This window comes from Dyella sp. OK584 (genome assembly GCF_057787755.1).
In genome coordinates this window covers 2,997,489-3,023,712 of sequence record NZ_CM173542.1, presented here as the reverse complement: position 1 = coordinate 3,023,712, position 26,224 = coordinate 2,997,489, and the positions used below count along the sequence as shown (strand labels likewise).

Genomic DNA, 26,224 nt, shown 5'->3' with positions numbered 1-26,224 from the left:
GTGCCTTTAGGGCGCTGGACAAGTCGCTGGATTCCGGCCTTCGCCGGAATGAGGAGCAAAAAAGCCAAAGAGGAACTTCGCTAGCCATGCAGCACAGCATAAATGCGTTCGGCGAGTCCGCGATCAATCCCCTTGACCTGCATTAGCTCCTCCACGCCAGCGGCTTCCACGCCGGCCAATCCGCCGAACGCCTTGAGCAGCGCCACGCGGCGCCGCGCTCCGATACCTGGCACATCTTCCAGCACGCTGCGCTCGCGCGCTTTCTCGCGGCGCTTGCGATGGCCGCTGATGGCGAAACGGTGCGCTTCGTCACGAACTGCCGCCACCAGATGCAATGCCGGCGACGCCGGGCCGGGATGCAGATTGCGCCCGGAGTCCGCCAGGATCAGCGTCTCTTCGCCGGCGCGCCGGCCCGGCCCTTTCGCCACGCCGACCACATGGATGCCCGTGACACCCAGCTCCTTCAGCACATCCAGCGCCTGCGCCACCTGGCCGCTGCCGCCGTCGATCAGCAACACGTCCGGGCGGGCACCTTCGCCTTCGGCCACCTTGCGGAAGCGTCGCACCAGGGCCTGATGCATGGCGGCGTAGTCGTCGCCTGGTGTGATGCCGTTGATATTGAAACGGCGGTAATGGGACTTCTCCGGCCCCTCCGGACCGAACACCACACACGAGGCCACCGTGAGTTCGCCCTGTGTGTGACTGATGTCGAAGCATTCGAGACGACGCGGAGACTCGTCCAGCTCCAACAATTTCTGCAGGTCGTCAAAACGTGCGCCCAGCGTCTGGCGGCTGGCCAGTCTGGCGGTGAGCGAAGCCTGCGCGTTGCGCTCGGCCATCTGCAGGAAGCGCGCGCGTTCACCGCGCACGCTCGATTTCAGCTCGACCGCATGCCCTGACTGCTGCACCAACACTTCTGCCAGGATCTGCTGATCAGGCAACGCCTCGCCCAGGATCAGCTCCCGTGGCACCGGCCGGTCCAGGTAGTACTGCGCGATGAATTGCTCCAGCACGTCGGCCGGCTCGGCATCCAGTGGCAAGCGTGGAAAGAAGTCGCGTGTGCCCAGGCTGATGCCGTTGCGGAAGAACAGCACGCTGACACATGCCATGCCGGCCTCGATGCGGCAAGCCAACACGTCCATGTCGGCGCTGGCGCCCTGTACGTGGTGTTCCGCCTGCAGCTTGCGCAGCGCGGCTACCTGATCGCGCATGGCGGCGGCGCGTTCGAACTCCAGTGCCTTGCTGGCCTTGTCCATCTCGCCCGCCAGCTCATCGATCACCACACTGCTGCGGCCTTCGAGGAACATCTCCGCATGGCGCACGTCGCTGCGGTAGTCCTCCACCGTGATCAGCTTCACGCATGGCGCTGTACAACGGCCGATCTGGTGCTGCAGGCATGGCCGCGAACGATTCCTGAAATAGCTGTCCTCGCACTGGCGCACCTTGAACAGCTTCTGCATCAGGCTGAGGCTCTCGCGCACGGCGAACGTGCTCGGGTATGGCCCGAAGTAGCGCCCCGGCATGTTGCGCGCACCGCGATGGAACGCCAGTCGCGGATAGTCCTCGCCACCGGAGAGGTAGATGTACGGATAGCTTTTGTCGTCGCGCAGCAGGATGTTGTAGCGCGGCTTGAGCGACTTGATCAGCTGCGATTCCAGCAGCAGCGCCTCGCCCGCGGTGCGGGTCACGGTGATCTCGACGCGCGCGATCTGCGACACCATCGCCGCGATACGTGGCTCCATCCGTGGTTTCAGGAAATAGCTGCCGACGCGCTTCTTCAGGCTGCCGGCCTTGCCGACGTACAGCAGGTCGTCGTCCTCGTCGAAATAACGATAGACGCCGGGTGACGTGGTGAGTGTCTTGACGAAAGCCTTGCCGTCGAAGGCGGGCGGCGGAGTGGGCAGCATCGTTGGATTCTATCCGCTCAGCGTCCCTGCAGGCGTGCGATCAGGCCGTCCACGCCCTTCTCTGCCAGCGTGACGGCGTCGCGGAATTCATCCGTGTCGCCGAAATAGGGATCGGGAAACTCACGCGGCGCACCGACGCCTGCCCACGGCAAGAACAGTTCGGTCGGCGCGCCTTGCGGTCCACGCTGTTTCAGCAAAGCGTCGAGATTGTCCTCGTCCATCGCCAGCACCCAGTCATAGGCAAGAAAGTCGTCTCTGCGCACCTGCCGGGCACGGTGCTGGGAGAGGTCGTATCCCGCCGCGGCCGCCGCTTTCTGCATGCGCTGGTCCGCTCCCTTGCCGACATGCCAGTTCCCGGTGCCACACGAAGCCAGCGTCACATCCAGGCCCACTTCGGCGCAGCGCCGGCGCGCCACTGCTTCCACCAACGGCGACCGGCAGATGTTGCCCAGGCACACGAACAGAATGGAGGTTGGGGATTCTTTCAACGGCATCACGACGTTTCCGCGCATCACGGCGTGGGCCGCGTTCGCTGGAAAAACTATGGGCTGGATCGCCTCGACACAAGCATGACGAGCAAACGATTGCCTCCCTGCCGAATGCGCTGCGACGATAGGGATGGAGGATCGACGATGGGCTGCCTGCCGTTACCGGTGCTGTTCGTGCTGGGCTTTCTGATCGGCCGCGCCGTGGGCGGGGACGAGGGCTCATTGTGGGGTGCAGGCATCGGATTGGCACTGGGCGTACTGCTGGCCTGCGCGTTCATCGTGGTGGTGCGCCGGCGACGTTAACCCCGCCCCTGCGCCAGCCAATGCTCCGCGCGCTCCAGGTCCGCCTCGGTATCGATACCCGGCGGAAACGGCTCGGGCGTGAGGCGCACGGCAATCGCGTGGCCATGTTCGAGCACGCGTAGCTGCTCCAGCGACTCGGCCTGCTCCAATGGCGTTCGCGACAGCTGGGTGTAACGCTTCAGGAAACCGGCGCGATAGGCATAGATGCCGATATGACGCAAAAACGGCACCTCTTCCGGCAGTACGTTGCGATGTACCGCAAACGCATCGCGCGCCCAGGGTAGCGGTGCCCGACTGAAGTACAGCGCACGGCCGCTGGCTGTACGCACCAGCTTGACCACGTTCGGGTCGAACAGCTCGTGAGCCTCGGTGATGGCCGTGGCCAGCGTTGCCACCGGTGCGTCATCTTCAGCCAGCGCGCGTGCCACTTCGCGGATGCCCGCAGCCGGCGCAAAGGGTTCGTCGCCCTGCAGATTCACCACGATGGCGTCATCCGCCCAGCCGTAATGCAGTGCGCATTCGGCCAAGCGATCGCTGCCTGACGCGTGGTCGCTGCGCGTCATGCACACCTCGACACCCTGCCCGGCCAGCGCATCGGCAATACGCTGGTCATCCACCGCCACCACCACCTGTGTCGCACCGGCTTGCAAGGCCCGTTGTGCCACGCGCACCACCATTGGCACACCGGCAATTTCGCGCAAGGGCTTGGCCGGCAGGCGAGTGGAACCGTAGCGGGCGGGAATGGCGACGATGAAAGGCGGGATGCTGGCGGACATGGCGGCCTCGAAATGGAGCGTGAAGCCTAACCGATTACGCCAAAGCGAAGCCGCAGCCGTTGGCCAGCTCGAGGAAACCGGGGAACGACGTTGCCACGTTATGGCAGTCGTTAATGCGGACCGCAGCCGTGGCGACCAGCCCCGCCACCGCGAAACTCATGGCAATGCGGTGATCGCCATGGCTCTCGATGGCGCCGCCGCCAATGGCGCCACCTTCGATAGTCGCGCCATCTGGCGCTTCTTCGATGGACACGCCCAAGGCGCGCAAACCGCTGGCCATGGTGGCGATACGATCGGACTCCTTCACGCGCAACTCGGCGGCGCCGCGCACTACGGTGTGTCCCTCGGCGGCAGCGGCAGCAATGAACAGCACGGGGAATTCGTCGATCATGTCTGGCACCAGCGCCTCCGGCAGTTCGATGCCATGCAACGGCGCATGACGCACCACCAGGTCGCCCACCGGCTCGCCACCGCTTTCGCGCTCGTTCTCGATACGGATATCTGCACCCATCAGACGCAAGGCCTGCAGAAGACCCGTGCGGCGAGGGTTGAGTCCCACAACCGGCAGGCGAAGCTCTGAACCGGGCACGATGCTCGCGGCAACCAGGAAGAACGCCGCCGAGGAGAAATCCGCAGGCACCTCGACATCGGTGGCGCGCAGGGCGTGACCGCCACTGAGACGCGCACGGCCCGGCGCAAAATCGATCGGCCAACCGAACGCAGCCAGCATGCGTTCGGTGTAGTCGCGGGTGGGATGTGGCTCGATCACCTCGGTCTCACCTTGCGCATACAGGCCCGCCAGCAGCAGTGCCGACTTCACCTGGGCGCTGGCCACCGGCAAGGTGTAGCGGATGCCGTGCAGCGACTGGCCGCCACGCATGCGCAGTGGCGGCAGGCCATCCGGGCTGTCGATGATTGCGCCCATAAGCGCAAGCGGATCGGTGACGCGGCGCATCGGACGCTTGGAAAGCGATTCATCGCCCACCAGCGTGCTGTCGAACGCCTGCCCGGCGAGCAGCCCAGCCAGCAGCCGCATGCCCGTGCCTGCGTTGCCGCAATCGAGTGGTTGCGTGGTGCCGTGCAGTCCATGCAGACCCACGCCATGCACTACGCGCTCACCATCGGCGGGTGTTTCGATGCGCGCGCCAAGTTGCTGCAGCACAGCGGCAGTGGCGCGCGTGTCCTCGCCTTCGAGGAAGCCACGGATGTGCGAGGTGCCTTCCGCCAGTGCGCCCAGCATCAGGGCGCGATGCGAAACCGATTTGTCGCCAGGCACGCGCACGCTGCCATGCAGCGCGCGGCCGGAATGACTGGTCCAGTCGAGTCGATTCACGTGAAATCTCCAGCGGCCGCCTGCGCGGTTACGCATATATCAGGGCAACGCCACCGGGTAGGAGCCGAGCACGCGCACCTGGGCGGCAGCCGAGCCCATTTCCGCCATTGCGGCTTGCATCGGCTCGTCATTGACATGACCGGACACGTCGATGAAAAACGCGTACTGCCACTTGCCCGAGTGCGCGGGCCGCGACTCAATGCGGTTAAGGCTGATGTCGTGCTGGGCGAACGGCTTGAGCACATCGAACAGCGCGCCGGGCTTGTCGTTGACTGTAATCAGCAATGACGTGCGGTCGTTGCCCGAAGGCGGAAAAAGCGAGCGGCCAATCACCAGGAAGCGCGTGGTGTTGTCGGCACGATCCTCGATGGCCGGTGCCACGGTCTTGAGGCCATAAACACGGCCGGCCGTTTCGCCTGCGATGGCGCCGGCGTCGTCCGCATGACGCGCCAAGCGCGCCGCCTCGGCATTGCTGCTCACCGCAATGCATTCCACACCCGGCAAGTTGATGCGCAGCCAGGTCTTGCACTGCTGCAACGACTGCGCGTGCGCGTAGACACGCTTGATGTCCTCGAGGCGGCCATGCAGCGAATGCAGGCACTGGTGCACGCGCAATTCGACTTCGCCGCAGATGGTGGCGTCGGAAGTGAGGAACATGTCCAGCGTTACCTGGATCATGCCTTGCCCCGAGTTCTCCACTGGCACCACGCCGAAATCGGCATGGCCCGCAGCGACTTCCTGAAACACTTCCTCGATGCTGCCCAACGGCAGGCCATAGGCAGCGTGGCCGAAGTGCTTGCGCACCGCCTGTTCACTGAACGTCCCCTCGGGCCCGAGGAAGCCCACTTTCAGTGGATCTTCCTGCGCCAGACAAGAGGACATGATCTCGCGAAATAGCCGCACCATCTCGGTGTCGGACAGTGGGCCATGGTTGCGGTCCACCACCATGCGCAACACGTGCGCCTCGCGTTCGGGGCGGTAATAGTCGATGGCCGAAAGCCCTTCGCCCTTGACGCGCGCCACTTCCTGCGCCCATTCGGCGCGCTCGGAAATCAGCTGCTGGATCTGCTGGTCGATGCTGTCGATGCGCTCGCGCACATCGGAGAGCGAGGATTTCTTGTCGGTCATCTCATGCCGCTTCGGAAGGAAAGAAGTCCAAATGGGGAATCAGGGATACTCCCCGATCTGCAGACCAGCGTGCAACGGTTTCATCCGTGACGTTTGGCGAAGTCCGCCATGAAAGCGACCAGTGCCTGCACGGCTTCCAGTGGCACTGCGTTGTAGATCGACGCGCGCATGCCGCCAAGCGCCTTGTGGCCCTTCAACGCGAGCAGGCCGGCGGCTTCCGATTCCTTGAGAAACGCTGCGTCCAATGCACTGTCGTGCAGGGTAAACGGGATATTCATGCGCGAACGGGCGGCGTGTTCCACCGGGTTGCGGTAGTAGCCACCCGAACCATCGATGGCGCCGTACAGAAGCTGTGCCTTCGCCAGGTTGCGCTCCTGCATGGCGATGAGGCCGCCCTGTTCCTTCAGCCATTGGAAGGTTAGCCCCGCCAGATACCAGCCCCAGGTGTTGGGCGTGTTGAGCATCGAATCGTTCGCCGCGTGGTCGGCGTAACGGAAGATGCGCGCCATCGGGCGCGACGCACGCTCGAGCAGATCGCGCCGAATGATCAACACCACCAGACCGGATGGGCCGATGTTCTTTTGCGCACCGGCGTAGATCAGGCCAAAGCGTGATACGTCGATGGGGCCGGACAGAATGTCGGAAGACATGTCCGCCACCAGCGGCACCTCACCCACGTTCGGGATGTCGTGGAACTCCACGCCATGGATGGTCTCGTTCGTCGCGTAATGCACGTAGGCCGCGCGCGGATCGAGCTGCCAGGTGTCGCGCAGCGGTACGCGCTGGTAGTGCTCGCCCTTGCTGCTGGCAGCGACATTCACCTTGACATAGGGCGCCGCTTCGCTGGCGGCTTTCTCGCCCCAGTGGCCGGTAACGATGTAGTCGGCGCTATCGCCCTCACCCGCCAGGTTCATCGGGATCTGGGCAAAATGCTGGGTGGCTCCGCCCTGCAGAAACAGCACGGCGTAATTCTCTGGAATGGCGAGCAGTTCGCGCAGGTCCGCTTCCGCTTGCTGAGCCAGGCCCATGAACGGCTTGCCGCGATGGGACAGTTCCATCACCGAGGCGCCGCAGCCTTGCCAGTCAAGCAATTCGCGCTGGGCGCGTTCGAGTACCGGTTGTGGCAGCGCGGCCGGGCCGGCGCTGAAATTCCAGAGTCTGCTCACTGACGACGCCTTCGCGGGAGTAATCACCGCATTATGCCGCGTCGCAGCAACACATCGTCAACCCGTGCGAACGCGTCTCGAAAAAGACCTGTCGATGCCTCAGAAACGCACCAGCAGCACCACCGCGATGCCCAACGCCAGCACGGCGGCGGTGGCGATCAACCACCACACTTCACCTCGGGGGCCCGCATCCTCTTCGGGAAGGTGCTCGTGTTCCGGCTCGGGTTGGGGAATCTCCGGCTCAGGCTCGAGTCCGGGTGCATCCACCACAAAACGGTGCATGCCCAAGCCGATCTGGTCGCCCGGCCGCAGCGCCGCCTGCTGCACTGGTACGCCATTGACGCGCAGCGGATAGCGCACGGAAGGTTGCCCAACCTCAAGCACCAGCTGCCCATCGCGCCAGAACACCGACAGCGAGGCCGACTCGCCTTGCGACAACTCGAGCGGGATGCGGCCCAACGGGCCCAGCTCCAGCTTGTCCTGTACCGACAGCACGCGACCCGACAGCGGGCCCGCCACGGCACGTAGCGCCACCGTGCAGCGTCCTTCCGCTGGTACCGTGACCGGCAGGCTGTGGGCCGGCTCTTCGTCGGATCGCAGCAGCATGCGGCAGTCTCCGACGCTAAGAATGTCACCGGCGCGTAGCAGCGCCTTCTCTCGCACCGGCCGCGCATTCACATAGACACGGCTACCTTGCGGCAGCACTTGCAACACCCAGCCACGACGGTCGAGCAGAATCCGCAAATGGTGCGTGCCGGCCTGATGGGCCGCCAGAATCAGGTCATTGTCCGGCGCACTGCCAATCCGCAACGCGGGCGCATCCCAGTGGAAATCCTCTCGGGCCGAATTGGGAAACTCGATGCGCATCAGTGAACCGCTGAATAGTCGCCCGGGACTCTAGCAGATGCGTACCTGCTCTCCGAGCACATCTGGCTTACCATAGGCGATTACCTATTTCGGAGCCCGCCCATGCCAAAGATCGACATCCACCGGTCGCACCAGCTGTCCGTGGCCGAGGCTCGTGCCGTGGTCGACAAAGTTGCCGCGCGCATGCAGGAAAAGTTCGGCATGGACGGTCAGTGGCAGGGCGACACCCTGCGCTTTTCGCGCCCCGGGGTGAACGGCAGCATCGCGGTAGGTACCGATGCTATCCAGGTCACGGCCGAGCTGGGAATGATGCTGGCGCCGCTGAAAGGTATGGTCGAACAGGAGATCCGCCGCAAGCTCGATGAGCATTTTGGCTGATGATTCTTTAACCATTGGAACTTCCGTGCCATAATCCTCGTCTTACGCGGCCATGATGGCTGCCATAGCCCCACCGGAACGCATGGCCAAAGACGACGTCATCGAAATGGAAGGTACGGTCCAAGAGACCCTGCCCAACACCATGTTCCGCGTGCAGCTGGAAAACGGCCACGTCATCACGGCCCATATCTCCGGCCGCATGCGCAAGCATTACATCCGCATCCTCACCGGTGACAAGGTGAAGGTAGAGATGACCCCTTACGACCTGACCAAGGGTCGTATTACGTACCGCATGAAATAAGCCTCTCCCAATGGGAGTGCAAAGAAAAAGGCCGCGCATTGCGCGGCCTTTTCGTGTTGCCCGAAGGACGAGGATCAGCTTACCGTCGCCGGCAACTTCTCCGCCGCCTCAGTCGTGACCACCAGTTCGCCTTCCTTCACGCTCAGGGACACCTTGCCACCCTCGGCCAGCTTGCCGAACAGCAGTTCGTCGGCCAGCGGGCGCTTCACCTTCTCCAGAATCACGCGGGCCATCGGGCGCGCGCCCATCTGCGGGTCAAAGCCGTGCTCGGCCAGCCAGCGGCGGGCATCGGCGTCGACGTCCAGGCTCACGTGCTTCTCGGTGAGCTGGGCTTCCAGTTCGATCAGGAACTTGTCGACCACGCGCAGGATGTGATCGAAGTCCAGCGCATTGAACTGGATGACTGCATCCAGACGGTTGCGGAACTCCGGCGTGAAGGTGCGGCGGATCACTTCCATCGCGTCCATCGAATGGTTCTGCTTGACGAAGCCGATGCCGCGACGTGACGCCTGCTGAGCGCCCGCATTGGTGGTCATCACCACCACCACATTCTTGAAGTTCGCCTCGCGCCCGTTGGTATCGGTCAGTACGCCGCGATCCATGATCTGCAGCAGGATGTTGTACACGTCCGGATGCGCCTTCTCGATTTCATCGAGCAACAGCACGGCATGCGGATGCTTGGTCACCGCCTCGGTGAGCAAGCCACCCTGGTCGAAACCAACGTAGCCCGGAGGTGCGCCGACCAGGCGCGAGACCGAATGCGCTTCCATGTACTCGGACATGTCGAAGCGGATCATCTCGATGCCCAGCTGCATCGCCAGCTGTTTGGTGACTTCCGTCTTGCCCACGCCTGTGGGGCCGGCCAGCAGGAAGCAACCGATCGGTTTGGACGGGTCGGCCAGACCCGAACGGGCCATCTTGATCGATGCGGCCAGCGCCTCGATGGCCGCATCCTGGCCGAACACCACCATCTTGAGGTTGCGCTCAAGGTTCCTGAGCACGTCGCGATCGGATGCCGAAACCTGCTTGGCGGGAATACGCGCCATCTTGGCAACGATGTATTCCACTTCCGGCACGTCAACCTTGCCCGTGCGCTGGTCGACCGGCAGCAGGCGCTGGCGCGCACCGGCTTCGTCGATCACGTCGATGGCCTTGTCCGGCAGCAGACGGTCGGGGATGTGCTTCACCGACAGATCCACTGCGGCCTTCAACGCCTCGTTGGTGTAGGCAACGTTGTGATGTTCCTCGAAGCGCGAACGCAGGCCCTTGAGGATCTCCAGGCTGTCGGCCACGGTCGGCTCGACCACGTCGATCTTCTGGAAGCGACGGGCCAGCGCGCGATCCTTCTCGAAGATGCCGCGGAATTCCTGGAACGTAGTGGAACCGATGCAACGCAGCTCACCCGACGCCAGCATGGGCTTGATCAGGTTGCTCGCATCCATGGTGCCGCCCGAGGCGGAACCGGCGCCGATGATGGTGTGGATCTCGTCGATGAACAGGATCGCACCCTGCTGCTTCTTGAGTTGGCCGATCACCGCCTTCAGGCGCTTCTCGAAGTCGCCGCGGTACTTGGTGCCAGCCACCAGCGCGCCGAGGTCCAGCGACCAGATGGTGGAGTTTTCCAGCACCTCCGGCACTTCACCATCGACGATGCGCTTGGCCAGGCCTTCCGCCAGGGCCGTCTTGCCCACGCCAGCCTCACCCACATAGAGCGGGTTGTTCTTGCGGCGGCGGCACAGCACCTGGATGGTGCGCTCGATTTCGTCCTGACGACCGATCAGCGGGTCGATCTTGCCTTCCAGCGCCAGCTCGTTGAGGTTGCTCGCGTACTCACTTAGCGGATTGCCCTTGGGCTCGCCGTCTTCGCTGTCGCGCTCGCCACCAGGCATGCTGGAGGACGGCTCGTCACCGATCTTGGCGATGCCGTGGGAAATATAGTTGACCACGTCCAGACGGGTGATTTCCTGCTGGTGCAGGAAATACACGGCATGGGAATCCTTTTCACCGAAGATCGCCACCAGCACGTTTGCTCCGGTGACTTCCTTACGGCCGGAAGACTGCACGTGGTAGACCGCACGCTGCAGCACGCGCTGGAAACCCAGCGTGGGCTGGGTATCGCGCTCGTCACCATGCGGTAGCACGGGCACGGTCTCGGCGATGATCTTTTCCAGCTCGCGCGTCAGGCGCGGCAGATCGACGCCACAGGCACGCAGGGCGCCCAGGGCCGACTGGTTTTCGGTAAGTGCGAGCAGCAGGTGTTCCACCGTCATGAACTCATGACGCTGCTCGCGGGCCTGTTTGTAGCACTGGCCGATGGTGACTTCGAGATCCTTGCTGAACATCCGGACCTTCTCCGCTATGTGTCAGGGCGGCTACGCCGCGATGGCTACAAAATGGGGACGCTTACATCTTTTCCATAGTGCACAACAAAGGGTGTTGATGAGCACGTGAATATTCGTTTACCTGAGTGACCTTGGTTTCGGCAACTTCCCGGGTAAACACCCCGCAAACGCCCTTCCCTCGCGTATGTACGTGAAGCATGACCTGCACGGCACGCTCCTGATCCAGGTTGAAGAAGCTGCGCAACACCTCGACCACAAAATCCATCGGGGTGAAATCGTCGTTCAGCAGCACCACCTGGAAGAGAGGGGGGCGAGCCACCTCCGGCCGTGAGGTTTCAATTGCCAGGCCGTGACCGCTGCCTTGTTCGTGTTCGGGTTCGTGAGCCATGGGTTCTACGTGAGATTTCCTGGGAAAAAGTATACCGCCGCTGCCCACTCTCAGCCTGTGCCGGCGGACGCGAGGCCCGCCAAAGGCAGGTTGTCTTCAGGTAATGGCACAATGTCGTCTTTTCCAGTGCCAGTACTGGCGCCATATAGTCCCAATGGCCGATTCTGCTTACATCACCTCCAATACCGTCTGGTGCCCACACGTCACAGTGGCGTGCGTCGTGGCCGATGGCGACCGTTTCCTCATGGTCGAAGAGGAAGTGAACGGCCGCCTTGCCTATAACCAGCCAGCGGGCCATTTGGATGACAAGGAAAGCCTAATTTCTGCCGCCGTGCGCGAAACACTGGAGGAAACGGGCTGGACTGTGGAACTGGAACACCTGATTGGCGTGCACCAGTGGCGCAGCACTGAGCATGGTGATGGCGTGGTGCGCTTCAGCTTTGCGGCCCGCGCGCTCAGCCATGACCCCAAACGCCCCCTGGACGACGGGATCCGCCGCGCCCTGTGGCTGACCCGCGACGAAATTCTGGGGCTTGGCGACCGCCTGCGCAGTCCGTTGGTACTCATGAGCATCGACGCGTGGCTGGCCGGACAGCGCTACCCGCTGGGCATGCTGCACAGCCTGCTGGTTGAGGACCGTTACCCGTGAAGGTGATGCTGGGCATCTCTGGCGGCGTGGATTCCTCCGTGGCGGCCCTGCTCCTGCAACAGGCCGGCCATGACGTGGAAGGCCTGTTCATGCAGAACTGGGAGGAGGACGACCGCGACGGTCCGTGCACCACCGATGCAGACCGCAAGGACGCCGTGGCCGTGTGCGGACGGTTGGGCATCCCCTTCCACGCCCGCAATTTTGCCGCCGAATACTGGGACGGCGTATTCGAACACTTCCTGGCCGAATACCGCGCCGGCCGTACGCCCAACCCGGACGTGCTGTGCAACCGGGAGATCAAGTTCAAGACCTTCCTGGATGAAGCCCGCGCGCTTGGCGCCAGCAAGATCGCCACCGGACATTACGCCCGGGTGGACTTCCATGACGGCAAATACCGCCTGTTGCGCGCCGTGGATGCGGCCAAGGACCAGACCTACTTCCTGCACGCGCTAGGCCAGCAGCAGCTGGCGGCCACGTTGTTCCCGGTCGGCGAGATCGAGAAATCGCGGGTGCGCCAGATGGCGCAGGAGGCCGCCCTGCCTACTCACGCCAAAAAAGATTCCACCGGCATCTGCTTCATTGGTGAGCGGGACTTCCGCAGCTTCCTGGCCCAGTACATTCCCGCCCAGCCGGGCCCCATGCGCACGCCGGAAGGCGAAGCCGTGGGAGAGCACCAGGGTGTGATGTATTACACCCTGGGCCAGCGCAACGGGCTGGGCATCGGTGGCCGCCATGGCGCGAGTGGCGAGGCCTGGTACGTGGTGGGTAAGGACGTGCCCAACAACGTGCTTTATGTGGCCCAGGGCGGCGAGAACCAGTGGCTGTATTCGCACCGGCTGCATACCGAGTCTCCGACCTGGGTGGCCGGCGAACCACCAGCCACCCGCTTCCGTTGTACCGCCAAGACGCGCTATCGCCAGGCTGACCAGGCTTGCGAAGTCACCGTGCGCGACGATGGCATCGAAGTGGTTTTCGACGAGCCGCAGCGTGCTGTGACGCCCGGTCAATCGGTGGTGTTCTACGACGGCGAGGCCTGCCTCGGCGGCGCCGTGATCGACCGCACCGACGCACCGTTCGGTGGCTGGAATGATGCCCTGCCCTTCACTGTCTCCAGCGAGTCCCTTTCCAGTGTTTGAAGCCTTTGCCATGAATGAAGAGCGCGTGCTGGCCCTGGCCGGTCTGTTCCAGGCCACCACGCTCGCCCAGCAACTCGCCAACGAAGGCCGCTGCGACGAAACCGCCATGGCCGCCAGCATGGCCAGCGTGTTTCGTATCGATGCGCCTTCAGTGGTCGGCGTTTTCGGCGACGTGTCCGCCGTACGTCTGGGCCTGCGCCAGCTGATTACCCTGCTCGACGAGAGCAACCGCGACGTGGCCGTGACCCGCATGGCCTTCACGGTGATGCGACTGGAACGCAGCCTGGCGCGTCGCACCGATCTGCTCGATCGTCTGCAGCAAGGCGTCGTGGCGGCACAGCGCCAGGTCGAGCACTTCGGCGCGGAATCCCCGCAAGTTGTCAGCCGACTTGCCGAGTTGTATGCCGGCACGCTGTCAACGCTCAAGCCACGGGTGATGGTCACCGGCAATCCGCAGCAGCTGCAGCAGCCCGCCGTGGTGCAGAAAGTTCGTACCAACCTGTTGGCTGCTGTGCGCGCGGCGGTGCTGTGGCGTCAGCTGGGCGGACGTCAGTGGCAGATGCTGCTGTACCGCAAGCAGTGCAGCATGCTGGCGCGAGGCCTGTTGACTGGCTCGACGCTCAGCAACACCTGATCGTGCGCGTTAGCGAGATTTTGTCGCGCACCGGGTGCATTCCTGCGAAAACTTCGACGCTGTATCGGCCCTCAATCCTCCAGCAACTGACCCTGGCCGCGTCGCGCCGTCAGCAACCATAGCGCCGCCAGCACGCTGACCACTGCCGTGATCGCCACGTAGTGCGCCGGCGCCATGCGCCCCACGCGTTCCGAGAGATAGCCGATCAGCGTCGCGGTGCTGGCGCCAAACACGGCATAGGCAATGTTGTAGGCAAACGAGATGCCCGAGTAACGGATGGGCGCAGGGAACGCCGCCACCATCACCGATGGCACCACACCCACCGCACCTACGAGAAAGCCGGTCAGCGCATACAGCGCCAAAAAGTGTGTACCGCCCGCCGCCAGGTCGCCAAACAGCGCATAGGTAACCACCAGCAACGCCAGCGAACCGAACAGCAGCGCGCGGGCCGCACCGATTCGGTCGACCAGCCAGCCATAGGCGATGCAGCCCAGGCAGAGGCAGAATGCGGCGAGGCTGTTGCCAAGGAAGGCCACGTCCGACGCGATGCCAAACGACTTTTGCACAAGGCTTGGCAACATCAGGATCAATACCAGGATCGCGGCAGTGAGCATCCAGGTCACTGCCATCGACAACATCACAGCGCTGCGATGGCCAGCCAGCACGTTACGCAGCGGCAGTTCGCGACTCAGTGCCTTGCGCTCGCGCAACTCCGCAAACACCGGCGTCTCGCTTAGCCAGCGGCGCAGCCATACAGCGATGAAGCCAAATGCGCCTCCGAGCAGGAACGGCAAACGCCAGCCCCAGCGCAGCACTTCTTCGGGCGTCAGGTGGTGGTTGATCCATGCCGCCGTCAGCGAGCCGATCAGAATACCCACGGTCAAACCTGAAGTGAGGCAGGCGCAGGCGAAGCCGACACGTCCGCGCGGCGCGTGTTCGGCGACGAACACCCATGCACCGGGCACTTCACCGCCAATGGCCACGCCCTGCACCACGCGCATCACCAGCAGCAGCAGCGGCGCCAGCGCACCGACGCTGGCGTAAACCGGCAGCAGACCAATAGCCAATGTGGGCAAGGCCATCAGGAATACGCTCAGCGTGAACATGCGCTTGCGACCTTGCCGGTCGCCAAAGTGCGCCATCACGATGCCGCCCAGCGGACGGGCCAGATATCCCGCAGCAAAAATGCCATACACCTGCAGCTGGGCCAGCCACGGCGCAGTGTCCTGCGGAAAGAACAGATGGCTCAGCGGCAACGCGAAGAACACAAACACCACGAAGTCGTAGAACTCCAGCGCACCGCCCAATGAGGCGAGCAACAGCGTCTTGATGTCCCGACCACCCAAGGTACGGGCAGAGGCAACCTGTGGTGTGGACGTGAAAGCTTGCGTCATCGGCAATCCTGCAGTCTTGATGTAGGCGACGCGGCAGCATACACAAAGGACACATCGGGGCGCTGCTCCCTCCTTCATCCAATGACGATGTAGGGTTTTGCTAGCCTAGCCCCGCTCGGGCATGCGCCCGAGGCCAGAAACTGGATTCAGGACCGTAGTGGAAGTCATGCAAGGACGAGTTCGAACTTTCCCTTAAAACCCCGGCAAGGAGTGTCCCCATGAGTATGGGCAAGCGTTTGGGAGCAGAGTTCTTCGGTACGTTCTGGTTGGTCTTTGGCGGTTGCGGCAGCGCGGTTCTAGCGGCAGCCTTCCCCGAATATGGCATTCACTTTACGGGCGTCGCACTCGCATTCGGCCTCACCGTCGTGACGATGGCGTATGCGGTCGGTCATATTTCCGGCGGTCACTTCAATCCCGCCGTGACGTTGGGACTGTGTGCTGGCGGACGCTTCCCGGCCAAGGACGTGGTGCCCTACATCATCACGCAGGTCATCGGAGGCATTGCCGCCGGCGCGGTGCTCTACCTGATCGCCAGTGGCAAACCCGGTTTCGATCCAAGCATCCGGTTTGCCGCCAACGGGTACGGCGAGCACTCACCCGACAACTACTCGCTGCAGGCCTGCATCGTGGCCGAGTTCGTGCTCACCGCCTTCTTCCTGATCATCATCCACGGTGCCACCGACAAGCGTGCACCATCAGGCTTTGCGCCACTCGCCATTGGCCTGGCTCTGACGCTGATCCATCTGATCAGCATTCCGGTGACCGCCACCTCGGTAAACCCAGCCCGCAGCACTGGCGTGGCGCTGTTCCAGGGCAGCTGGGCGATCCATCAGCTGTGGATGTTCTGGCTGGTGCCGTTGATTGGTGGTGCCGTGGGTGGATTGATTTACCGCCATTTGCTGGAAACGCGGGACTGACGTTCTTCACCTCCTCTCCCCTTCGGGTCGCCCAAAGGGGAGAGGGAAAGAGCTATTGCTCGTACAACTCGATCGGCAAATCATCCGGATCGGCAAAGAAGGTAAAGCGCCGACAGGTGTACTCATCGACACGAACCGGCTCACACCTCACACCACGTTCCTGCAACGTAGCAATCACCGCATCGATATCCGGCACCGCGAATGCCAGGTGGCGCAGACCCTGCGCTTCCGGTCGCGACGATCGAGGCGGCGGCGAGGGAAAGGAAAACAGCTCCAGACTCACACCCGGACTCACTTCGAGATCCATCTTCCACGAGTCGCGCTCGGCGCGGTACACCTCACGGATGATGCGAAAGCCCAGCGTCTCGCTGTAGAAGGCCTTGGAGCGTGTGTAATCCGAGCATATCAGCGCAACATGATGGATGGCCGGCAACAGCGGAATGGTCATGCGCTCAGGCCTCGGAGAACGGAAACGTGAGCACGTCGGCGATGGCGTCGGTACCGACCAGGCACATCAGCAGCCGCTCGATACCCAACGCTACGCCAGCGCAATCGGGCATGGCGTCGAGCACGTCAAGCAACCGTTCGTCGACAGGAATTTCGCGCTGCCCGCGTGCGCGTCGCACCGCGTTGTCGCGCTCGAATCGATGGCGCTGTTCGGCCGAATCGTTGAGCTCGTTATAACCATTGGCCAACTCGTAGCGCCCCAGAAACAGCTCGAAACGCTCTGCGAGCGGCGGATCGCCCGGGCGCACCTTGGCCAACGCGCACTGCGAGGCCGGGTAGTCGTGGATAACGGTGATGCGATCGCGCGGAAACGCCGGCTGCAGCCGATGCGTGATGAGTAGGTCCAGCCAGTCGTCACGAGTGAGGCCTGCGGGATCAATGCCGAATTCATTGAGCGGTGCGCGCAGCGTTTCGATGGGTGCGTGCACCGGATCGATGCCCAGTTCGTCGATGAACAACTGGCGGTATCCTCCCACGCATACTTCGACACGCCGGCCCACGATCGCCAGTGCCGTTTCCACCAGTGAGATGGTTTCTTCCATCAACCGGTGGTGGTCCCAGCCGATGCGGTACCACTCGAGCATGCTGAACTCGGGATTGTGTCGCCCGCCTGCCTCGCCATTGCGAAACACGCGCCCTAATTCATAACAGTCGCCTACGCCCGCAGCGAGCAGGCGCTTCAACGGATACTCCGGTGAGGTGCGCATCCAGCGTTCGCGCGAACCGGCATCGACATGACCACTGAACGAAGTGTTGAAGCTTTCGATGTTCGGGTCGGTATTGCCCGCTGCGGACAGGATCGGCGTCTCCACTTCCAGCACTTCGCGCTCGGCAAAGAACGTGCGAATCAGCGCGTACAGGCGCGCGCGCAAATGCAAGCGGCCAGACAAGTGCAGACTCATGCCGAGCCCTCGTGCTTGGTCAGCAAGGCGAGTAGCTGTGCTTCGTCCCACACTTCCACACCCAGTTCCTGCGCCTTGTCCAGCTTGGAACCGGCTGCTTCGCCAGCCACCACGAAACTGGTCTTCTTCGACACGGAACCGGCCACTTTTGCGCCCAGTGCCTCCAATCGCTCCTTGGCCTCGTCGCGACTAAGCGAGGACAACGTGCCGGTAAGCACCACGGTTTGACCTTCGAGTGGTGCCGTTGCCGTGGTCGAGGCTTTCGGAATGGCATCCAGCAACTCGTGCATGGCGGCATCCGCCTCGCGCAGTGGATGCAGATTCTTTTCGTGCGAGAGGAACGCATCCAGGTTGGTCGCTGCGGCGGAAGGCAGCCCCGCCGTCACCCAATGTGACGACCCAGCGGCGAGCAACTTGTCCAGGGTGGGAAAGTGCTGGGCCAGCAGCTTTGTGCTCTTGGGTCCGAGCTTGTTGATACCGGCCATGTCCAGTAGCACGGACAGGTCAAGACGCTGACGAAGCTTGGGCGACGGATGCGTTTCGTCCGCAAACACGATACCCGACGCCAGCAGTGCATCGACTACTTTCTGGTTACCTTTCTGCGCGAAAAAGCCCGCGATCGATGCGGCTACTTCGTTACCGATGTCCGGCAACACACGCAGCACCGAGGCAGGCATGCGACGAATGATCGCCAGGTTGCCCAGCCAGGCCGCCAGCGTCTTGGCCGTACTCTCGCCGATATGCATGATGCCGAGGCCAAACAGGAAGCGCGGCAGGGTGGTGTGCTTGCTGGCTTCGATCGCCTCGATCAGGTTTTCCGCCCACTTGGTGGCGACCTTGCCCTGCTTCACCGTTTCTGGCGTGGTGCCGTCGCGCTGATCCGCACGACGCTTCATCTCGAGGAAGTCATCCAGCGTGAGTTTGTAGAGATCGGCTGGCGTGTGCACGTAGCCGAAATCCACCAATGCATCGACGAAGCGCTCGCCAACGCCTTCGATGTCCAAGGCACGACGCGCAGCAAAATGGATCAAGGCCTCCTTGCGCTGGGCCGCGCAGATCAGCCCGCCCGAGCACCGCCACGCCGCCTCGCCTTCTTCGCGCAGCAGTGCCGAACCGCACACCGGGCAATGCGAAGGCATGTGCCAAGGGTGCGTATGCGCGGGCCGCTGCTCCGTTATCACGCGCACTACTTCAGGAATCACGTCGCCGGCGCGACGCACGATCACCGTATCGCCCACGCGCACGTCAAGGCGAGCCACCTGATCGGCATTGTGCAGCGTGGCGTTGGTGACGGTGACACCAGCCACTTGCACCGGTGCCAGGCGCGCCACGGGCGTGGCGGCACCGGTACGACCAATCTGGATTTCGATCGCTTCGACGGTGGTGGTCTGTTCCTGCGCCGGGAACTTGTGCGCGATCGCCCAGCGCGGCGCGCGCGAGACGAAGCCCATCACACGCTGGCCTTCGTAGTCATCGAGCTTGTAGACCACGCCGTCGATGTCGTACGGCAGGCCGTCGCGCTTCTCGCCGATGCGGCGGTAGTAGGCGATCAGTCCATCAAAACCGCGTGCCGTCCCCACTTCTGACGACACTGGGAAACCCCAATCACGCAGTTGTGCCAGGGTTTTGGAGTGCGTCGCCGGCAGTTCGCCACCCTGCACCTCGCCCACCGCGTAGGCGAAGAAACTGAGCTTGCGCTTGGCTGTGATGGAGGGATCGAGCTGGCGTAACGAGCCGGCGGCGCCGTTACGCGGATTGGCTAGGGTCTTTTCGTCATGAGTGCGTGCGTGTTCGTTGAACGCCTCAAAATCCTTGCGCAGCATGATCACTTCGCCGCGCACTTCCAGCACGCCTGGCCAACCTTCACCGAGCAGCCGCAGGGGAATGGCGCGTACCGTGCGCAAATTGGCAGTCACGTCCTCGCCGGTTTCGCCATCGCCGCGCGTAGCGCCCTGCACGAACACGCCACCTTCGTAGCGCAGGCTGATGGCCAGCCCATCGAGCTTGGGTTCCACCGAGAACACCGGGGTGCGCCGGTCCAGCGCCTGCTCGATGCGTCGTTCGAAATCGGCCACCTCGCGGAACCGCTCGCGATCACCCTCGCCGTCCTGCTCGAAGGCATTGTTGAGCGACAGCATCGGGATGGCATGCCGAACTTCGGCGAAACCGCCGGTTGCGCGCGCTCCTACCCTGCGGGTGGGCGAATCGGGTGTAGCCAGTTCGGGGTGTGCCTCTTCGAGCGCTTCCAGCTCACGCAGCATCCGGTCGTAATCGAGATCGGTAATGTCCGGATCGTCCAACACGTAGTAGCGGTAATTGGCGCGCTCGATCCTGTCGCGCAGCTCGGCGGCACGGCCTTGCCAGTCGTGGTTCGGGCTCTTGCTCATGCGGGTGTCCTCATGCGCCGAAGTTTACCGATATAGGCGGCCTTTTCGGATTTGCTAAGCAGAACGAAAGAAGGGGGGAGTAGCGTTCCAACGACAAACGACGCCGGTTCTCTCTAGGGGGCAGGCTTATGCGTATGCTGCGATTGGCAGTATGGGGGTTACTGTTTGCCAGCTGCCCCGCCTGGGCGGGCAGCGGTATCCTGGGCATGGACCACTTGGTGGCCTATGACGACAGCGGCATCTGGAAGCGCAGCAACCAGCAGATCCTCATCTACGGCAGCATACTCACGGTTGCCGGTGGTGCCATCTGGCTCGGCAACCAGGACCAGCTGGGCAATACCTTCTGGCGCTCCGTGGACTCGATGGTGGTCACGGCAGTAGGCACCCAGGCGCTGAAGTGGACTTTCCAACGCGAACGTCCGTCGCAAACGGACAGTCCCAACAAGTGGTTCCAGGGTTGGCACGCCCAGAGCTTTCCCAGTGGTGAAGTGGCCACCATCTCGGCAGCCGTCACGCCTTTTATCATCACTTACGGCCCTGATCATCCGTCGGTCTATCTGCTGGCACTGTTGCCTGCCTACGATGCCGTGGCCCGCGTGAAAACCCATGGCCACTGGCAAAGCGACGTGTTGTTTGGCGCCGCGATTGGCGTTGGTGTCGGCTACTGGGCGACGCACCGGGAATCACCCTGGATCATTTCGCTGCTACCGGGCGGCTTTCAGGTTGGATACGTGCACCATTTCGACTGAAGCACTCGCGTCATCCATGTCGTGTCCGATGTCCGGATAAGCCGACGGAAAGCTGCGTACCCTACAATTTCCTGCGACCCGCGGCGTATTGCTCGCGGACAGGGGGAAAGAGGAAGTGCGTATTTTCAAATGGGTCTTTTGGGCACTGCTCGTGGTAAGCGGCACAGTCCAGGCCAGCGGTGGTCCTTTCGGCATCGACCACACCGTTCGATACGACAATAGCGGCATCTGGAAACGGAGCAATCAGAACATCCTGTTCTACGGCAGCGTACTCACCGTGGGTGGAGGCGCCCTGTGGCTTGGCGATCAGAGCCACCTTGGCGATACGTTCTGGCGCTCGGCTGACGCGATGGTGATGACGGCGATCACCACGCAGAGCATGAAGTGGATCTTCCAACGCGAGCGCCCCTCGCAAACCGACGATCCCGACAAGTTTTTCCAGGGTTGGGGAGCCCACAGCTTTCCGAGCAACGAAGTGGCGGCCATCTCCGCCGCAGTGACGCCATTCATTGCTACCTATGGCGGGGACCACCCGTCCGTCTATCTGCTGACTCTGCTACCGGCCTACGATGCGGTGGCACGCGTGAAGACCCACGGCCATTGGCAAAGCGATGTACTGGTAGGCGCAGCCATCGGTACCGGGATGGGCTTGTGGGCCACGCACCGCAAATCACCCTGGACGCTTAGCGTATTGCCTGACGGCTTTCGCCTCGGCTATGCGCGGCACTTCGACTGAGCAACGCAACCGCCCCGGCCATCCGCTGCCGGGGCGTATCGATAGTCAGCGGTGCAGGTCGCCGGATGCTTCAGGCTGATACTCGATATCGAGTACACGCAGGTGACGCTGGCGTCCGTCCGGCGTGGGCCAGTCGATCTGCTGGCCCACCGTGAGGCCGATCAGCGCGCTGCCAACCGGCGCGAGGATCGACACCGTGCCCGGGATACCTGCACCCGCGGGATAAACCAGGCTCACCGTCAACTCGTCGCTCGTGCCTTCGTCCTTGAACGTGACGACGGAGTTCATGGTCACCACGTTCGCCGGTACGTCCGCTGGCTCCACTACCTCGGCACGATCCAGTTCGGCACGCAGCCCGCCGTATGGCGCCACCTGCACGGGTGGCATGCGCCCCAGAAGCGCTTCGATGCGTTCCAGGTCCAGACGGGAGATGACGATGGGTGGTTTGCTGCTCATGGCTGACTCCTGTCCAAGGACGTTTGTCGCGTCCGCTTGCTTATGACCATAAAAAAAAACGCGCCGGGACGGCTTCGCCCCCGGCGCGTCTAGTGATGCGTGACCGCATGCGGTCGGTGTCTACTGCGTTGGTCTGGTGTCCGCGTTGTCCGCGTGAATTTGGTGCGTACGAGCAGGCGGTAACATGAAACGCTACTGACTTTGGACGCGGCCATGTCCAAAAGCAAGCTGTCACAGCAGCTATCATAAGAGGCCATGCCCGAGAACCTCGCCGCCACGGAGGCCAATCTGCCCGTTCCGCCCCCGGGCGAAGAACCGGTAGTACCCGTGCCGCCCCCGATATCGTCGCAAGAACAGTTCCGCGGTCTGATCTGGTTGGTGGCGGCAGCGTTTTTCATGCAGGCGCTGGACTCCACCATCGTAAACACCGCAGTACCCGCGATGGCCGACGCACTCGGCGTCACGCCGCTAGGCATGCGCACGGCACTGACCAGTTACGTGCTGACGCTGGCCATCTTCATTCCGGCGAGTCCGTGGTTATGCGACCGCTTCGGTACACGTCGCATCTTTGCCGCAGCCATCGCCACTTTCACCATTGGCTCGCTGCTGTGTGGCATCGCGCAGACCTTGCCGCAACTGGTTGCGGCGCGCGTGTTGCAAGGACTCGGCGGCGCAGCGCTGATGCCAGTAGGCCGCTATGTGCTGGTACGCAGCATCGACAAGCGCGACTTCGTCAGGGCCATGAGCACGGTCGCGACAGTAGGCCTGCTCGGTTCGGTGCTCGGCCCGTTGCTGGGCGGAGCGCTTGCGCAGTTCACCTCCTGGCGTCTGATCTTCCTGATCAATGTACCGGTGGGCATGGTCGGCATGTGGATGAACCGGCGCGACATGCCCGACTACCGGCTCGATGACGTGCACCCGTTCGACTTCATGGGCTTCCTGTTGTTTGCGGCGGCCTCGGCCATGCTGCTGACGGCTTCCGAAGTGGCCAGTGGCGGCGGCGGGCAGTGGCCGCGCATCGGCGTCTATGGTGCGCTGTCCATCGTGTTCGGTTGCATTTACGTGTGGCACAGCCGTCGCGCCGAGCATCCGGTGGCCGACCTCAATTTGCTGCGTGTGCGCAGTGTGTGGGTGGCGCTGGCGGGCAACCTGTTCACGCGACTGGGTGTATCGGGCATGTTTCTGCTGTTGGTGCTTTTTCTGCAGGTGGGCTGCGGCTGGTCGCCGCTGATGGCCGGCCTGATGATGGTGCCGCAGGCGCTGGGTTCGATCACCGCCAAGTGGGGCATCAATCGCCTGCTCACCAAATTCGGCTACCGGCGCCTGCTGTTCACGAACACGTTGATCGTGGCCGCGCTGCTCGCTTCGTTCGCGCTATTGAGCAAGAGCTCGCCGATGTGGGTGATTGCGTTGATGGTGTTTGTCTATGGCGGCTTCATGGGCATGCAATACACCGCCATGAACACGCTGGTCTACAACGACCTGGATGTGAAGTACGCCTCACAGGCGTCTTCCATGGCATCCACCGCGCAGTATCTGTCGATGAGCTTTGGCATTGCTCTGGCCTCGCTGCTGATGGAGGCGCTGCTGCAAGGTCATGCACATGACGACTACATCCCCGCATTCCGTTGGACCGTGCTGCTGCTGGGCGTGATAACGGCCACGGCCAGCTGGGTATTCAGCCGTCTGCGGGCTGACAGCGCGACGGGCGCGACACGCGCAATGGACTGAGCAGCGCCATCCGGTGCGAACATGTAGCATGCGGGGCATTGTTCCGCTGCCAAGTTACTTCGCATGCATCACGCCAGTGACATTTTGCTCACGCTTTTCATCGTCTTTATCGCCGCGCAGATTGGCAGCGAGATCGCGCAACGATTGAAGCTTCCCGGCGTGGTCGGCGAGATCGCCGCAGGCTGCGTGGTCGGCCCTTCGATGCTGGGCTGGATTACGCCCGACCAGGTCGTTGTCGGTACACCGCTGGACGTACTGTCCGAAGTCGGCGTGGTACTGCTGCTCTTCTCGGTCGGCCTGGAGACGCGACTGGAAGACCTCAAGAAGGTCGGCAAGGTCGCCTTCCTGGTCGGCGTGCTGGGCGTCGTGGTGCCGTTCGTGATGGGCAGCATGTGGGCGCACGGCAACGGCTTTGACTGGAGCCGTTCGCTGTTCATCGCCGCCGCCTTCGTGGCGACCTCGGCCGGCATTACGGCGCGCGTGCTGCAGGAGCTGGGGGCGCTGCAACGCATCGAGAGCAAGGTGATCCTCGGCGCTGCGGTCATCGACGACATCCTCGCCATGCTGCTGCTGGGTGTGGTGGTGTCGCTGCAGGGCGGCGAAGGCATCGACGTGATCCACCTGCTGGCTGTGCTGGCCGGCGCGATTGGCTTTATCGCCGTGATCGGCGTGGGCGGCGCGCGGGTGATGCGCTGGAATTCCAGCTGGCTGGACAAGCCGCAGAATCCGCATTCGGCGCTGGCCATCGTGCTTGCCCTGTGCCTTGGCCTGGCCTACATCTCCACGCTATTTGGGTTGGCCGCCATCATCGGCGCCTTCCTGGCGGGCATGATCGCGTCGGAGACGCGCCAGCAACACACGCTGGAGAAACAGGTGCAGCCGCTGCTCGCTCTGCTCACGCCGTTCTTCTTCGTCATCACCGGCAGCAAGATCGACCTGCACCAGCTGGCCAACGCCGAGGCCGGCATGATGCTGCTGGTGGTCACGCTGATCGCCATTGCTTCGAAGCTGATCGGCGGCTTTCTTGGCGCACTGCCGCTGGGTGTGCGCGGCGCCACCGTGGTCGGCTTTGGCATGGTGCCGCGTGGCGAAGTGGGCGTGGTGATTGCCAGCCTTGGATTGTCAGTTGGCGTATTTACCGGACAGATCTACGCCATCATCGTGGCGATGTCGCTGCTCACCGCGATGGTGACGCCGCCAGTGCTCGCATGGCTGTTGCGCCGTAGCGGCGCCGCCAAGGGCGATGTCAAAGTGCCAGAGTTGCGCTGAAACGGCTGACTCCACGGGCACCACAGCGGTGCCCGTGGACGATCGATCAAAGTTCGACGACGTCGAAACGGCGATCGGTGTTGACGTCTTCCTCGTAGTTCACGTCCTTGCGGCCGAAACCGAACAGGCGCAGGAAGTCGTGCTTGTAGCCGGCGTAGTCGGTGAGCTGGCTGAGGTTCTCGGTGGTCACCGTAGACCACAGTGCCTTGCAGGCCGTCTGCACGTCGTCGCGCAGCTCCCAGTCGTCCAGGCGCACGCGGCCTTCCGCGTCGGTTTCCACCGGCTGATGGTCCTTGCGGTACAGGCGGTCGCGGAACAGGCGATTGATCTGCTCGATGGTGCCTTCGTGGATACCCTTCTCCTTCATGACGCGGAAGGAGATGGCGATATAGAGCGGCAGCACGGGGATGGCCGCACTCGCCTGCGTCACCACCGACTTCATCACGCCCACGTAGGCGTCGAGATGCTCGGACTGATGCCCGGACACCAGCTGCTTGGCGGTGTTGTCCAGGTGCTGCTTGGCCTGCCCCAGAGTGCCGTGCCAGTACATCGGCCAGGTAATCTCCGTACCGATGTAGCTGTAGGCAACGGTCTTGGCGTGGTCGGCCAGCACGCCGGCCTGGCTCAGCGCGTCGATCCAGAGCTTCCAGTCCTCGCCACCCATCACGGTGACGGTGTCCTTGATTTCCTGCTCGGTGGCCGGCTCCACGGACGCCTGCACTACCGTATCGCGGTTGGTGTCGATCGAGTTGGCGGTGAAGGTTTCACCGATGGTCTTGAGCGAGGAACGCACCAGCTCGCCGGTCTCCGGCATCTTGCGCACGGGCGAGGCCAACGAATAGACCACCAGGTCGATCTGGCCGCCCATCTCGTTCTTGATCATCTCGATGGCGCGCGCGCGCGTTTCATTCGAGAACGCGTCGCCGTTGATCGAACCGGCGTACAGGCCCGCCTGCTTGGCGAACTTGTCGAATGCCGCCGAGTTGTACCAGCCGGCCGTGCCGGTCTTGCTCTCGCTGCTAGGCTTCTCGAAGAACACGCCCAGCGTCGCTGCGCCGTAACCGAAGGCAGCCGTGATACGCGAGGCCAGGCCATAACCGGTGGAAGCGCCGATCACCAGCACGCGCTTGGGACCTTCGCCCAGGTCGCCCTGCGCCTTGGTGATGTCGATCTGTTCGAGCACATTGCGCTCGCAACCGACCGGGTGGGCCGTGACACAGATAAAACCACGCACCTTGGGGTTGATGATCACTCGAGGACTCCTGGGAAGGCGGTGCAAACCGGCATCTTAACCCGCGTGCCGGGCCATGCGCTTCCGTAGGGAAGCCGGCAGCCATGGTGGCCGTCGGCGCCTTCTGCCGCGCCCGTGGATCACCTCAC

26 protein-coding genes are annotated in these 26,224 nt (G+C 63.1%); 11 read left to right on the top strand and 15 right to left on the bottom strand.

All coding sequences use genetic code 11. From position 1 onward, the window contains the following. Window positions 1-80 precede the first annotated feature (80 nt). Complete coding sequence (uvrC, locus tag AC3CBN_RS13605) at window positions 81-1,907, bottom strand: excinuclease ABC subunit UvrC (RefSeq protein WP_488633547.1); 1,827 nt, start codon at window positions 1,905-1,907, stop codon at window positions 81-83. A gap of 17 nt (window positions 1,908-1,924) precedes the next feature. Further along, window positions 1,925-2,401, bottom strand: coding sequence for a low molecular weight protein-tyrosine-phosphatase (locus AC3CBN_RS13600; protein WP_488633546.1), 477 nt, complete (start codon window positions 2,399-2,401; stop codon window positions 1,925-1,927). 138 nt (window positions 2,402-2,539) lie between these two features. Here AC3CBN_RS13600 and AC3CBN_RS13595 point away from each other — a divergent pair, with 138 nt between their 5' ends. Further along, window positions 2,540-2,698, top strand: coding sequence for an LPXTG cell wall anchor domain-containing protein (locus tag AC3CBN_RS13595; protein ID WP_488633545.1), 159 nt, complete (start codon window positions 2,540-2,542; stop codon window positions 2,696-2,698). Here AC3CBN_RS13595 and kdsB read toward each other — a convergent pair. The 5 genes from kdsB to AC3CBN_RS13570 form a co-directional block, all read right to left on the bottom strand. Then, window positions 2,695-3,474, bottom strand: coding sequence for a 3-deoxy-manno-octulosonate cytidylyltransferase (gene kdsB / locus AC3CBN_RS13590; protein ID WP_488633544.1), 780 nt, complete (start codon window positions 3,472-3,474; stop codon window positions 2,695-2,697). The genes AC3CBN_RS13595 and kdsB overlap by 4 nt on opposite strands. Before the next feature lie 34 nt (window positions 3,475-3,508). Continuing rightward, the gene (gene aroA, locus AC3CBN_RS13585) at window positions 3,509-4,807 is read right to left on the bottom strand and encodes a 3-phosphoshikimate 1-carboxyvinyltransferase (RefSeq protein WP_488633543.1); all 1,299 of its coding nucleotides are present in this window, start codon (window positions 4,805-4,807) and stop codon (window positions 3,509-3,511) included. 39 nt (window positions 4,808-4,846) lie between these two features. Beyond that, complete coding sequence (pheA, locus tag AC3CBN_RS13580; RefSeq protein ID WP_488633542.1) at window positions 4,847-5,935, bottom strand: prephenate dehydratase; 1,089 nt, start codon at window positions 5,933-5,935, stop codon at window positions 4,847-4,849. 80 nt (window positions 5,936-6,015) lie between these two features. Then, window positions 6,016-7,101 carry a 3-phosphoserine/phosphohydroxythreonine transaminase gene (gene serC, locus AC3CBN_RS13575; protein ID WP_488633541.1) on the bottom strand — a complete coding sequence of 362 codons (1,086 nt, stop codon included), beginning with the start codon at window positions 7,099-7,101 and terminating at the stop codon, window positions 6,016-6,018. Between the two features lie 99 nt (window positions 7,102-7,200). Then, window positions 7,201-7,968 carry an FHA domain-containing protein gene (locus tag AC3CBN_RS13570; protein ID WP_488633540.1) on the bottom strand — a complete coding sequence of 256 codons (768 nt, stop codon included), beginning with the start codon at window positions 7,966-7,968 and terminating at the stop codon, window positions 7,201-7,203. 102 nt (window positions 7,969-8,070) lie between these two features. Here AC3CBN_RS13570 and AC3CBN_RS13565 point away from each other — a divergent pair, with 102 nt between their 5' ends. Both AC3CBN_RS13565 and infA read left to right on the top strand, forming a co-directional pair. After that, window positions 8,071-8,346: a polyhydroxyalkanoic acid system family protein gene (locus AC3CBN_RS13565; RefSeq protein ID WP_488633539.1), complete on the top strand. Its 276-nt coding sequence runs from the start codon at window positions 8,071-8,073 to the stop codon at window positions 8,344-8,346. A gap of 82 nt (window positions 8,347-8,428) precedes the next feature. Next, a complete protein-coding gene (infA, locus tag AC3CBN_RS13560) occupies window positions 8,429-8,647 on the top strand; it encodes a translation initiation factor IF-1 (protein WP_019466733.1) in 219 nt (72 codons plus the stop codon). 74 nt (window positions 8,648-8,721) lie between these two features. Here the strand turns inward: infA and clpA are convergent, their stop codons facing one another. Then, window positions 8,722-10,989 (bottom strand): ATP-dependent Clp protease ATP-binding subunit ClpA, encoded by a 2,268-nt coding sequence (clpA, locus tag AC3CBN_RS13555; protein WP_488633538.1) that lies wholly within the window; start codon window positions 10,987-10,989, stop codon window positions 8,722-8,724. A gap of 61 nt (window positions 10,990-11,050) precedes the next feature. Further along, entirely contained in the window at window positions 11,051-11,377 is a 327-nt protein-coding gene (gene clpS / locus AC3CBN_RS13550) for an ATP-dependent Clp protease adapter ClpS (RefSeq protein ID WP_488633537.1), read from the bottom strand. A gap of 154 nt (window positions 11,378-11,531) precedes the next feature. On the opposite strand from clpS, the gene AC3CBN_RS13545 reads away from it, so the two are divergent. The 3 genes from AC3CBN_RS13545 to hflD are packed head-to-tail and all read left to right on the top strand — an operon-like array spanning window position 11,532 to window position 13,796. After that, window positions 11,532-12,026 (top strand): NUDIX hydrolase, encoded by a 495-nt coding sequence (locus tag AC3CBN_RS13545; protein WP_488633536.1) that lies wholly within the window; start codon window positions 11,532-11,534, stop codon window positions 12,024-12,026. Beyond that, window positions 12,023-13,162: a tRNA 2-thiouridine(34) synthase MnmA gene (gene mnmA, locus AC3CBN_RS13540; protein WP_488633535.1), complete on the top strand. Its 1,140-nt coding sequence runs from the start codon at window positions 12,023-12,025 to the stop codon at window positions 13,160-13,162. The genes AC3CBN_RS13545 and mnmA overlap by 4 nt, the downstream gene beginning before the upstream one ends. Window positions 13,163-13,172: 10 nt before the next feature. After that, the gene (gene hflD / locus AC3CBN_RS13535) at window positions 13,173-13,796 is read left to right on the top strand and encodes a high frequency lysogenization protein HflD (RefSeq protein ID WP_488633534.1); all 624 of its coding nucleotides are present in this window, start codon (window positions 13,173-13,175) and stop codon (window positions 13,794-13,796) included. Between the two features lie 71 nt (window positions 13,797-13,867). On the opposite strand, the gene AC3CBN_RS13530 is transcribed toward hflD, so the two are convergent. Beyond that, window positions 13,868-15,190, bottom strand: coding sequence for an MFS transporter (locus tag AC3CBN_RS13530; protein WP_488633533.1), 1,323 nt, complete (start codon window positions 15,188-15,190; stop codon window positions 13,868-13,870). Window positions 15,191-15,408: 218 nt separating this feature from the next. Between AC3CBN_RS13530 and aqpZ the strand changes: the two genes are divergently transcribed. Then, complete coding sequence (aqpZ, locus tag AC3CBN_RS13525; protein ID WP_488633532.1) at window positions 15,409-16,107, top strand: aquaporin Z; 699 nt, start codon at window positions 15,409-15,411, stop codon at window positions 16,105-16,107. A 52-nt stretch (window positions 16,108-16,159) separates the two neighbouring features. On the opposite strand, the gene gloA2 is transcribed toward aqpZ, so the two are convergent. The 3 genes from gloA2 to ligA are packed head-to-tail and all read right to left on the bottom strand — an operon-like array spanning window position 16,160 to window position 19,903. After that, on the bottom strand, window positions 16,160-16,555 hold the full coding sequence (gene gloA2, locus AC3CBN_RS13520) for an SMU1112c/YaeR family gloxylase I-like metalloprotein (protein ID WP_488633531.1): 396 nt from the start codon (window positions 16,553-16,555) through the stop codon (window positions 16,160-16,162). A 4-nt stretch (window positions 16,556-16,559) separates the two neighbouring features. Then, window positions 16,560-17,516, bottom strand: coding sequence for an EF-P lysine aminoacylase EpmA (gene epmA / locus AC3CBN_RS13515; RefSeq protein WP_488633530.1), 957 nt, complete (start codon window positions 17,514-17,516; stop codon window positions 16,560-16,562). Continuing rightward, window positions 17,513-19,903 (bottom strand): NAD-dependent DNA ligase LigA, encoded by a 2,391-nt coding sequence (gene ligA / locus AC3CBN_RS13510; protein ID WP_488633529.1) that lies wholly within the window; start codon window positions 19,901-19,903, stop codon window positions 17,513-17,515. The genes epmA and ligA overlap by 4 nt, the downstream gene beginning before the upstream one ends. A 134-nt stretch (window positions 19,904-20,037) precedes the next feature. Here ligA and AC3CBN_RS13505 point away from each other — a divergent pair, with 134 nt between their 5' ends. Next, on the top strand, window positions 20,038-20,652 hold the full coding sequence (locus AC3CBN_RS13505) for a phosphatase PAP2 family protein (protein WP_488633528.1): 615 nt from the start codon (window positions 20,038-20,040) through the stop codon (window positions 20,650-20,652). A gap of 115 nt (window positions 20,653-20,767) precedes the next feature. After that, complete coding sequence (locus AC3CBN_RS13500) at window positions 20,768-21,388, top strand: phosphatase PAP2 family protein (protein ID WP_488633527.1); 621 nt, start codon at window positions 20,768-20,770, stop codon at window positions 21,386-21,388. Window positions 21,389-21,433: 45 nt separating this feature from the next. On the opposite strand, the gene rnk is transcribed toward AC3CBN_RS13500, so the two are convergent. Further along, window positions 21,434-21,844, bottom strand: a complete 411-nt coding sequence (gene rnk, locus AC3CBN_RS13495) for a nucleoside diphosphate kinase regulator (protein ID WP_488633526.1) — start codon at window positions 21,842-21,844, stop codon at window positions 21,434-21,436. A gap of 255 nt (window positions 21,845-22,099) precedes the next feature. Between rnk and AC3CBN_RS13490 the strand changes: the two genes are divergently transcribed. Both AC3CBN_RS13490 and AC3CBN_RS13485 read left to right on the top strand, forming a co-directional pair. Further along, the gene (locus tag AC3CBN_RS13490; protein ID WP_488633525.1) at window positions 22,100-23,575 is read left to right on the top strand and encodes an MFS transporter; all 1,476 of its coding nucleotides are present in this window, start codon (window positions 22,100-22,102) and stop codon (window positions 23,573-23,575) included. A 63-nt stretch (window positions 23,576-23,638) separates the two neighbouring features. Further along, entirely contained in the window at window positions 23,639-24,844 is a 1,206-nt protein-coding gene (locus AC3CBN_RS13485) for a cation:proton antiporter (RefSeq protein WP_488633524.1), read from the top strand. Window positions 24,845-24,890: 46 nt separating this feature from the next. Here the strand turns inward: AC3CBN_RS13485 and fabV are convergent, their stop codons facing one another. After that, window positions 24,891-26,096, bottom strand: coding sequence for an enoyl-ACP reductase FabV (gene fabV, locus AC3CBN_RS13480; protein WP_488633523.1), 1,206 nt, complete (start codon window positions 26,094-26,096; stop codon window positions 24,891-24,893). Between the last annotated feature and the right edge of the window lie 128 nt (window positions 26,097-26,224).

Excerpts from the sequence above, each read along its gene's own strand:
- AC3CBN_RS13595 (WP_488633545.1), top strand. The coding sequence starts at position 2,540 with ATGGGCTGCCTGCCGTTACCGGTGCTGTTCGTGCTGGGCTTTCTGATC.
- clpS (WP_488633537.1), bottom strand. The coding sequence starts at position 11,377 with ATGGCTCACGAACCCGAACACGAACAAGGCAGCGGTCACGGCCTGGCA.
- uvrC (WP_488633547.1), bottom strand. The coding sequence starts at position 1,907 with ATGCTGCCCACTCCGCCGCCCGCCTTCGACGGCAAGGCTTTCGTCAAG.
- ligA (WP_488633529.1), bottom strand. The coding sequence starts at position 19,903 with ATGAGCAAGAGCCCGAACCACGACTGGCAAGGCCGTGCCGCCGAGCTG.
- rnk (WP_488633526.1), bottom strand. The coding sequence starts at position 21,844 with ATGAGCAGCAAACCACCCATCGTCATCTCCCGTCTGGACCTGGAACGC.
- aqpZ (WP_488633532.1), top strand. The coding sequence starts at position 15,409 with ATGAGTATGGGCAAGCGTTTGGGAGCAGAGTTCTTCGGTACGTTCTGG.
- clpA (WP_488633538.1), bottom strand. The coding sequence starts at position 10,989 with ATGTTCAGCAAGGATCTCGAAGTCACCATCGGCCAGTGCTACAAACAG.
- AC3CBN_RS13570 (WP_488633540.1), bottom strand. The coding sequence starts at position 7,968 with ATGCGCATCGAGTTTCCCAATTCGGCCCGAGAGGATTTCCACTGGGAT.
- pheA (WP_488633542.1), bottom strand. The coding sequence starts at position 5,935 with ATGACCGACAAGAAATCCTCGCTCTCCGATGTGCGCGAGCGCATCGAC.
- epmA (WP_488633530.1), bottom strand. The coding sequence starts at position 17,516 with ATGAGTCTGCACTTGTCTGGCCGCTTGCATTTGCGCGCGCGCCTGTAC.
- kdsB (WP_488633544.1), bottom strand. The coding sequence starts at position 3,474 with ATGTCCGCCAGCATCCCGCCTTTCATCGTCGCCATTCCCGCCCGCTAC.
- AC3CBN_RS13505 (WP_488633528.1), top strand. The coding sequence starts at position 20,038 with ATGCTGCGATTGGCAGTATGGGGGTTACTGTTTGCCAGCTGCCCCGCC.
- AC3CBN_RS13490 (WP_488633525.1), top strand. The coding sequence starts at position 22,100 with ATGCCCGAGAACCTCGCCGCCACGGAGGCCAATCTGCCCGTTCCGCCC.
- AC3CBN_RS13485 (WP_488633524.1), top strand. The coding sequence starts at position 23,639 with ATGCATCACGCCAGTGACATTTTGCTCACGCTTTTCATCGTCTTTATC.
- hflD (WP_488633534.1), top strand. The coding sequence starts at position 13,173 with ATGAATGAAGAGCGCGTGCTGGCCCTGGCCGGTCTGTTCCAGGCCACC.
- AC3CBN_RS13600 (WP_488633546.1), bottom strand. The coding sequence starts at position 2,401 with ATGCCGTTGAAAGAATCCCCAACCTCCATTCTGTTCGTGTGCCTGGGC.
- AC3CBN_RS13530 (WP_488633533.1), bottom strand. The coding sequence starts at position 15,190 with ATGACGCAAGCTTTCACGTCCACACCACAGGTTGCCTCTGCCCGTACC.
- infA (WP_019466733.1), top strand. The coding sequence starts at position 8,429 with ATGGCCAAAGACGACGTCATCGAAATGGAAGGTACGGTCCAAGAGACC.
- gloA2 (WP_488633531.1), bottom strand. The coding sequence starts at position 16,555 with ATGACCATTCCGCTGTTGCCGGCCATCCATCATGTTGCGCTGATATGC.
- AC3CBN_RS13545 (WP_488633536.1), top strand. The coding sequence starts at position 11,532 with ATGGCCGATTCTGCTTACATCACCTCCAATACCGTCTGGTGCCCACAC.
- AC3CBN_RS13565 (WP_488633539.1), top strand. The coding sequence starts at position 8,071 with ATGCCAAAGATCGACATCCACCGGTCGCACCAGCTGTCCGTGGCCGAG.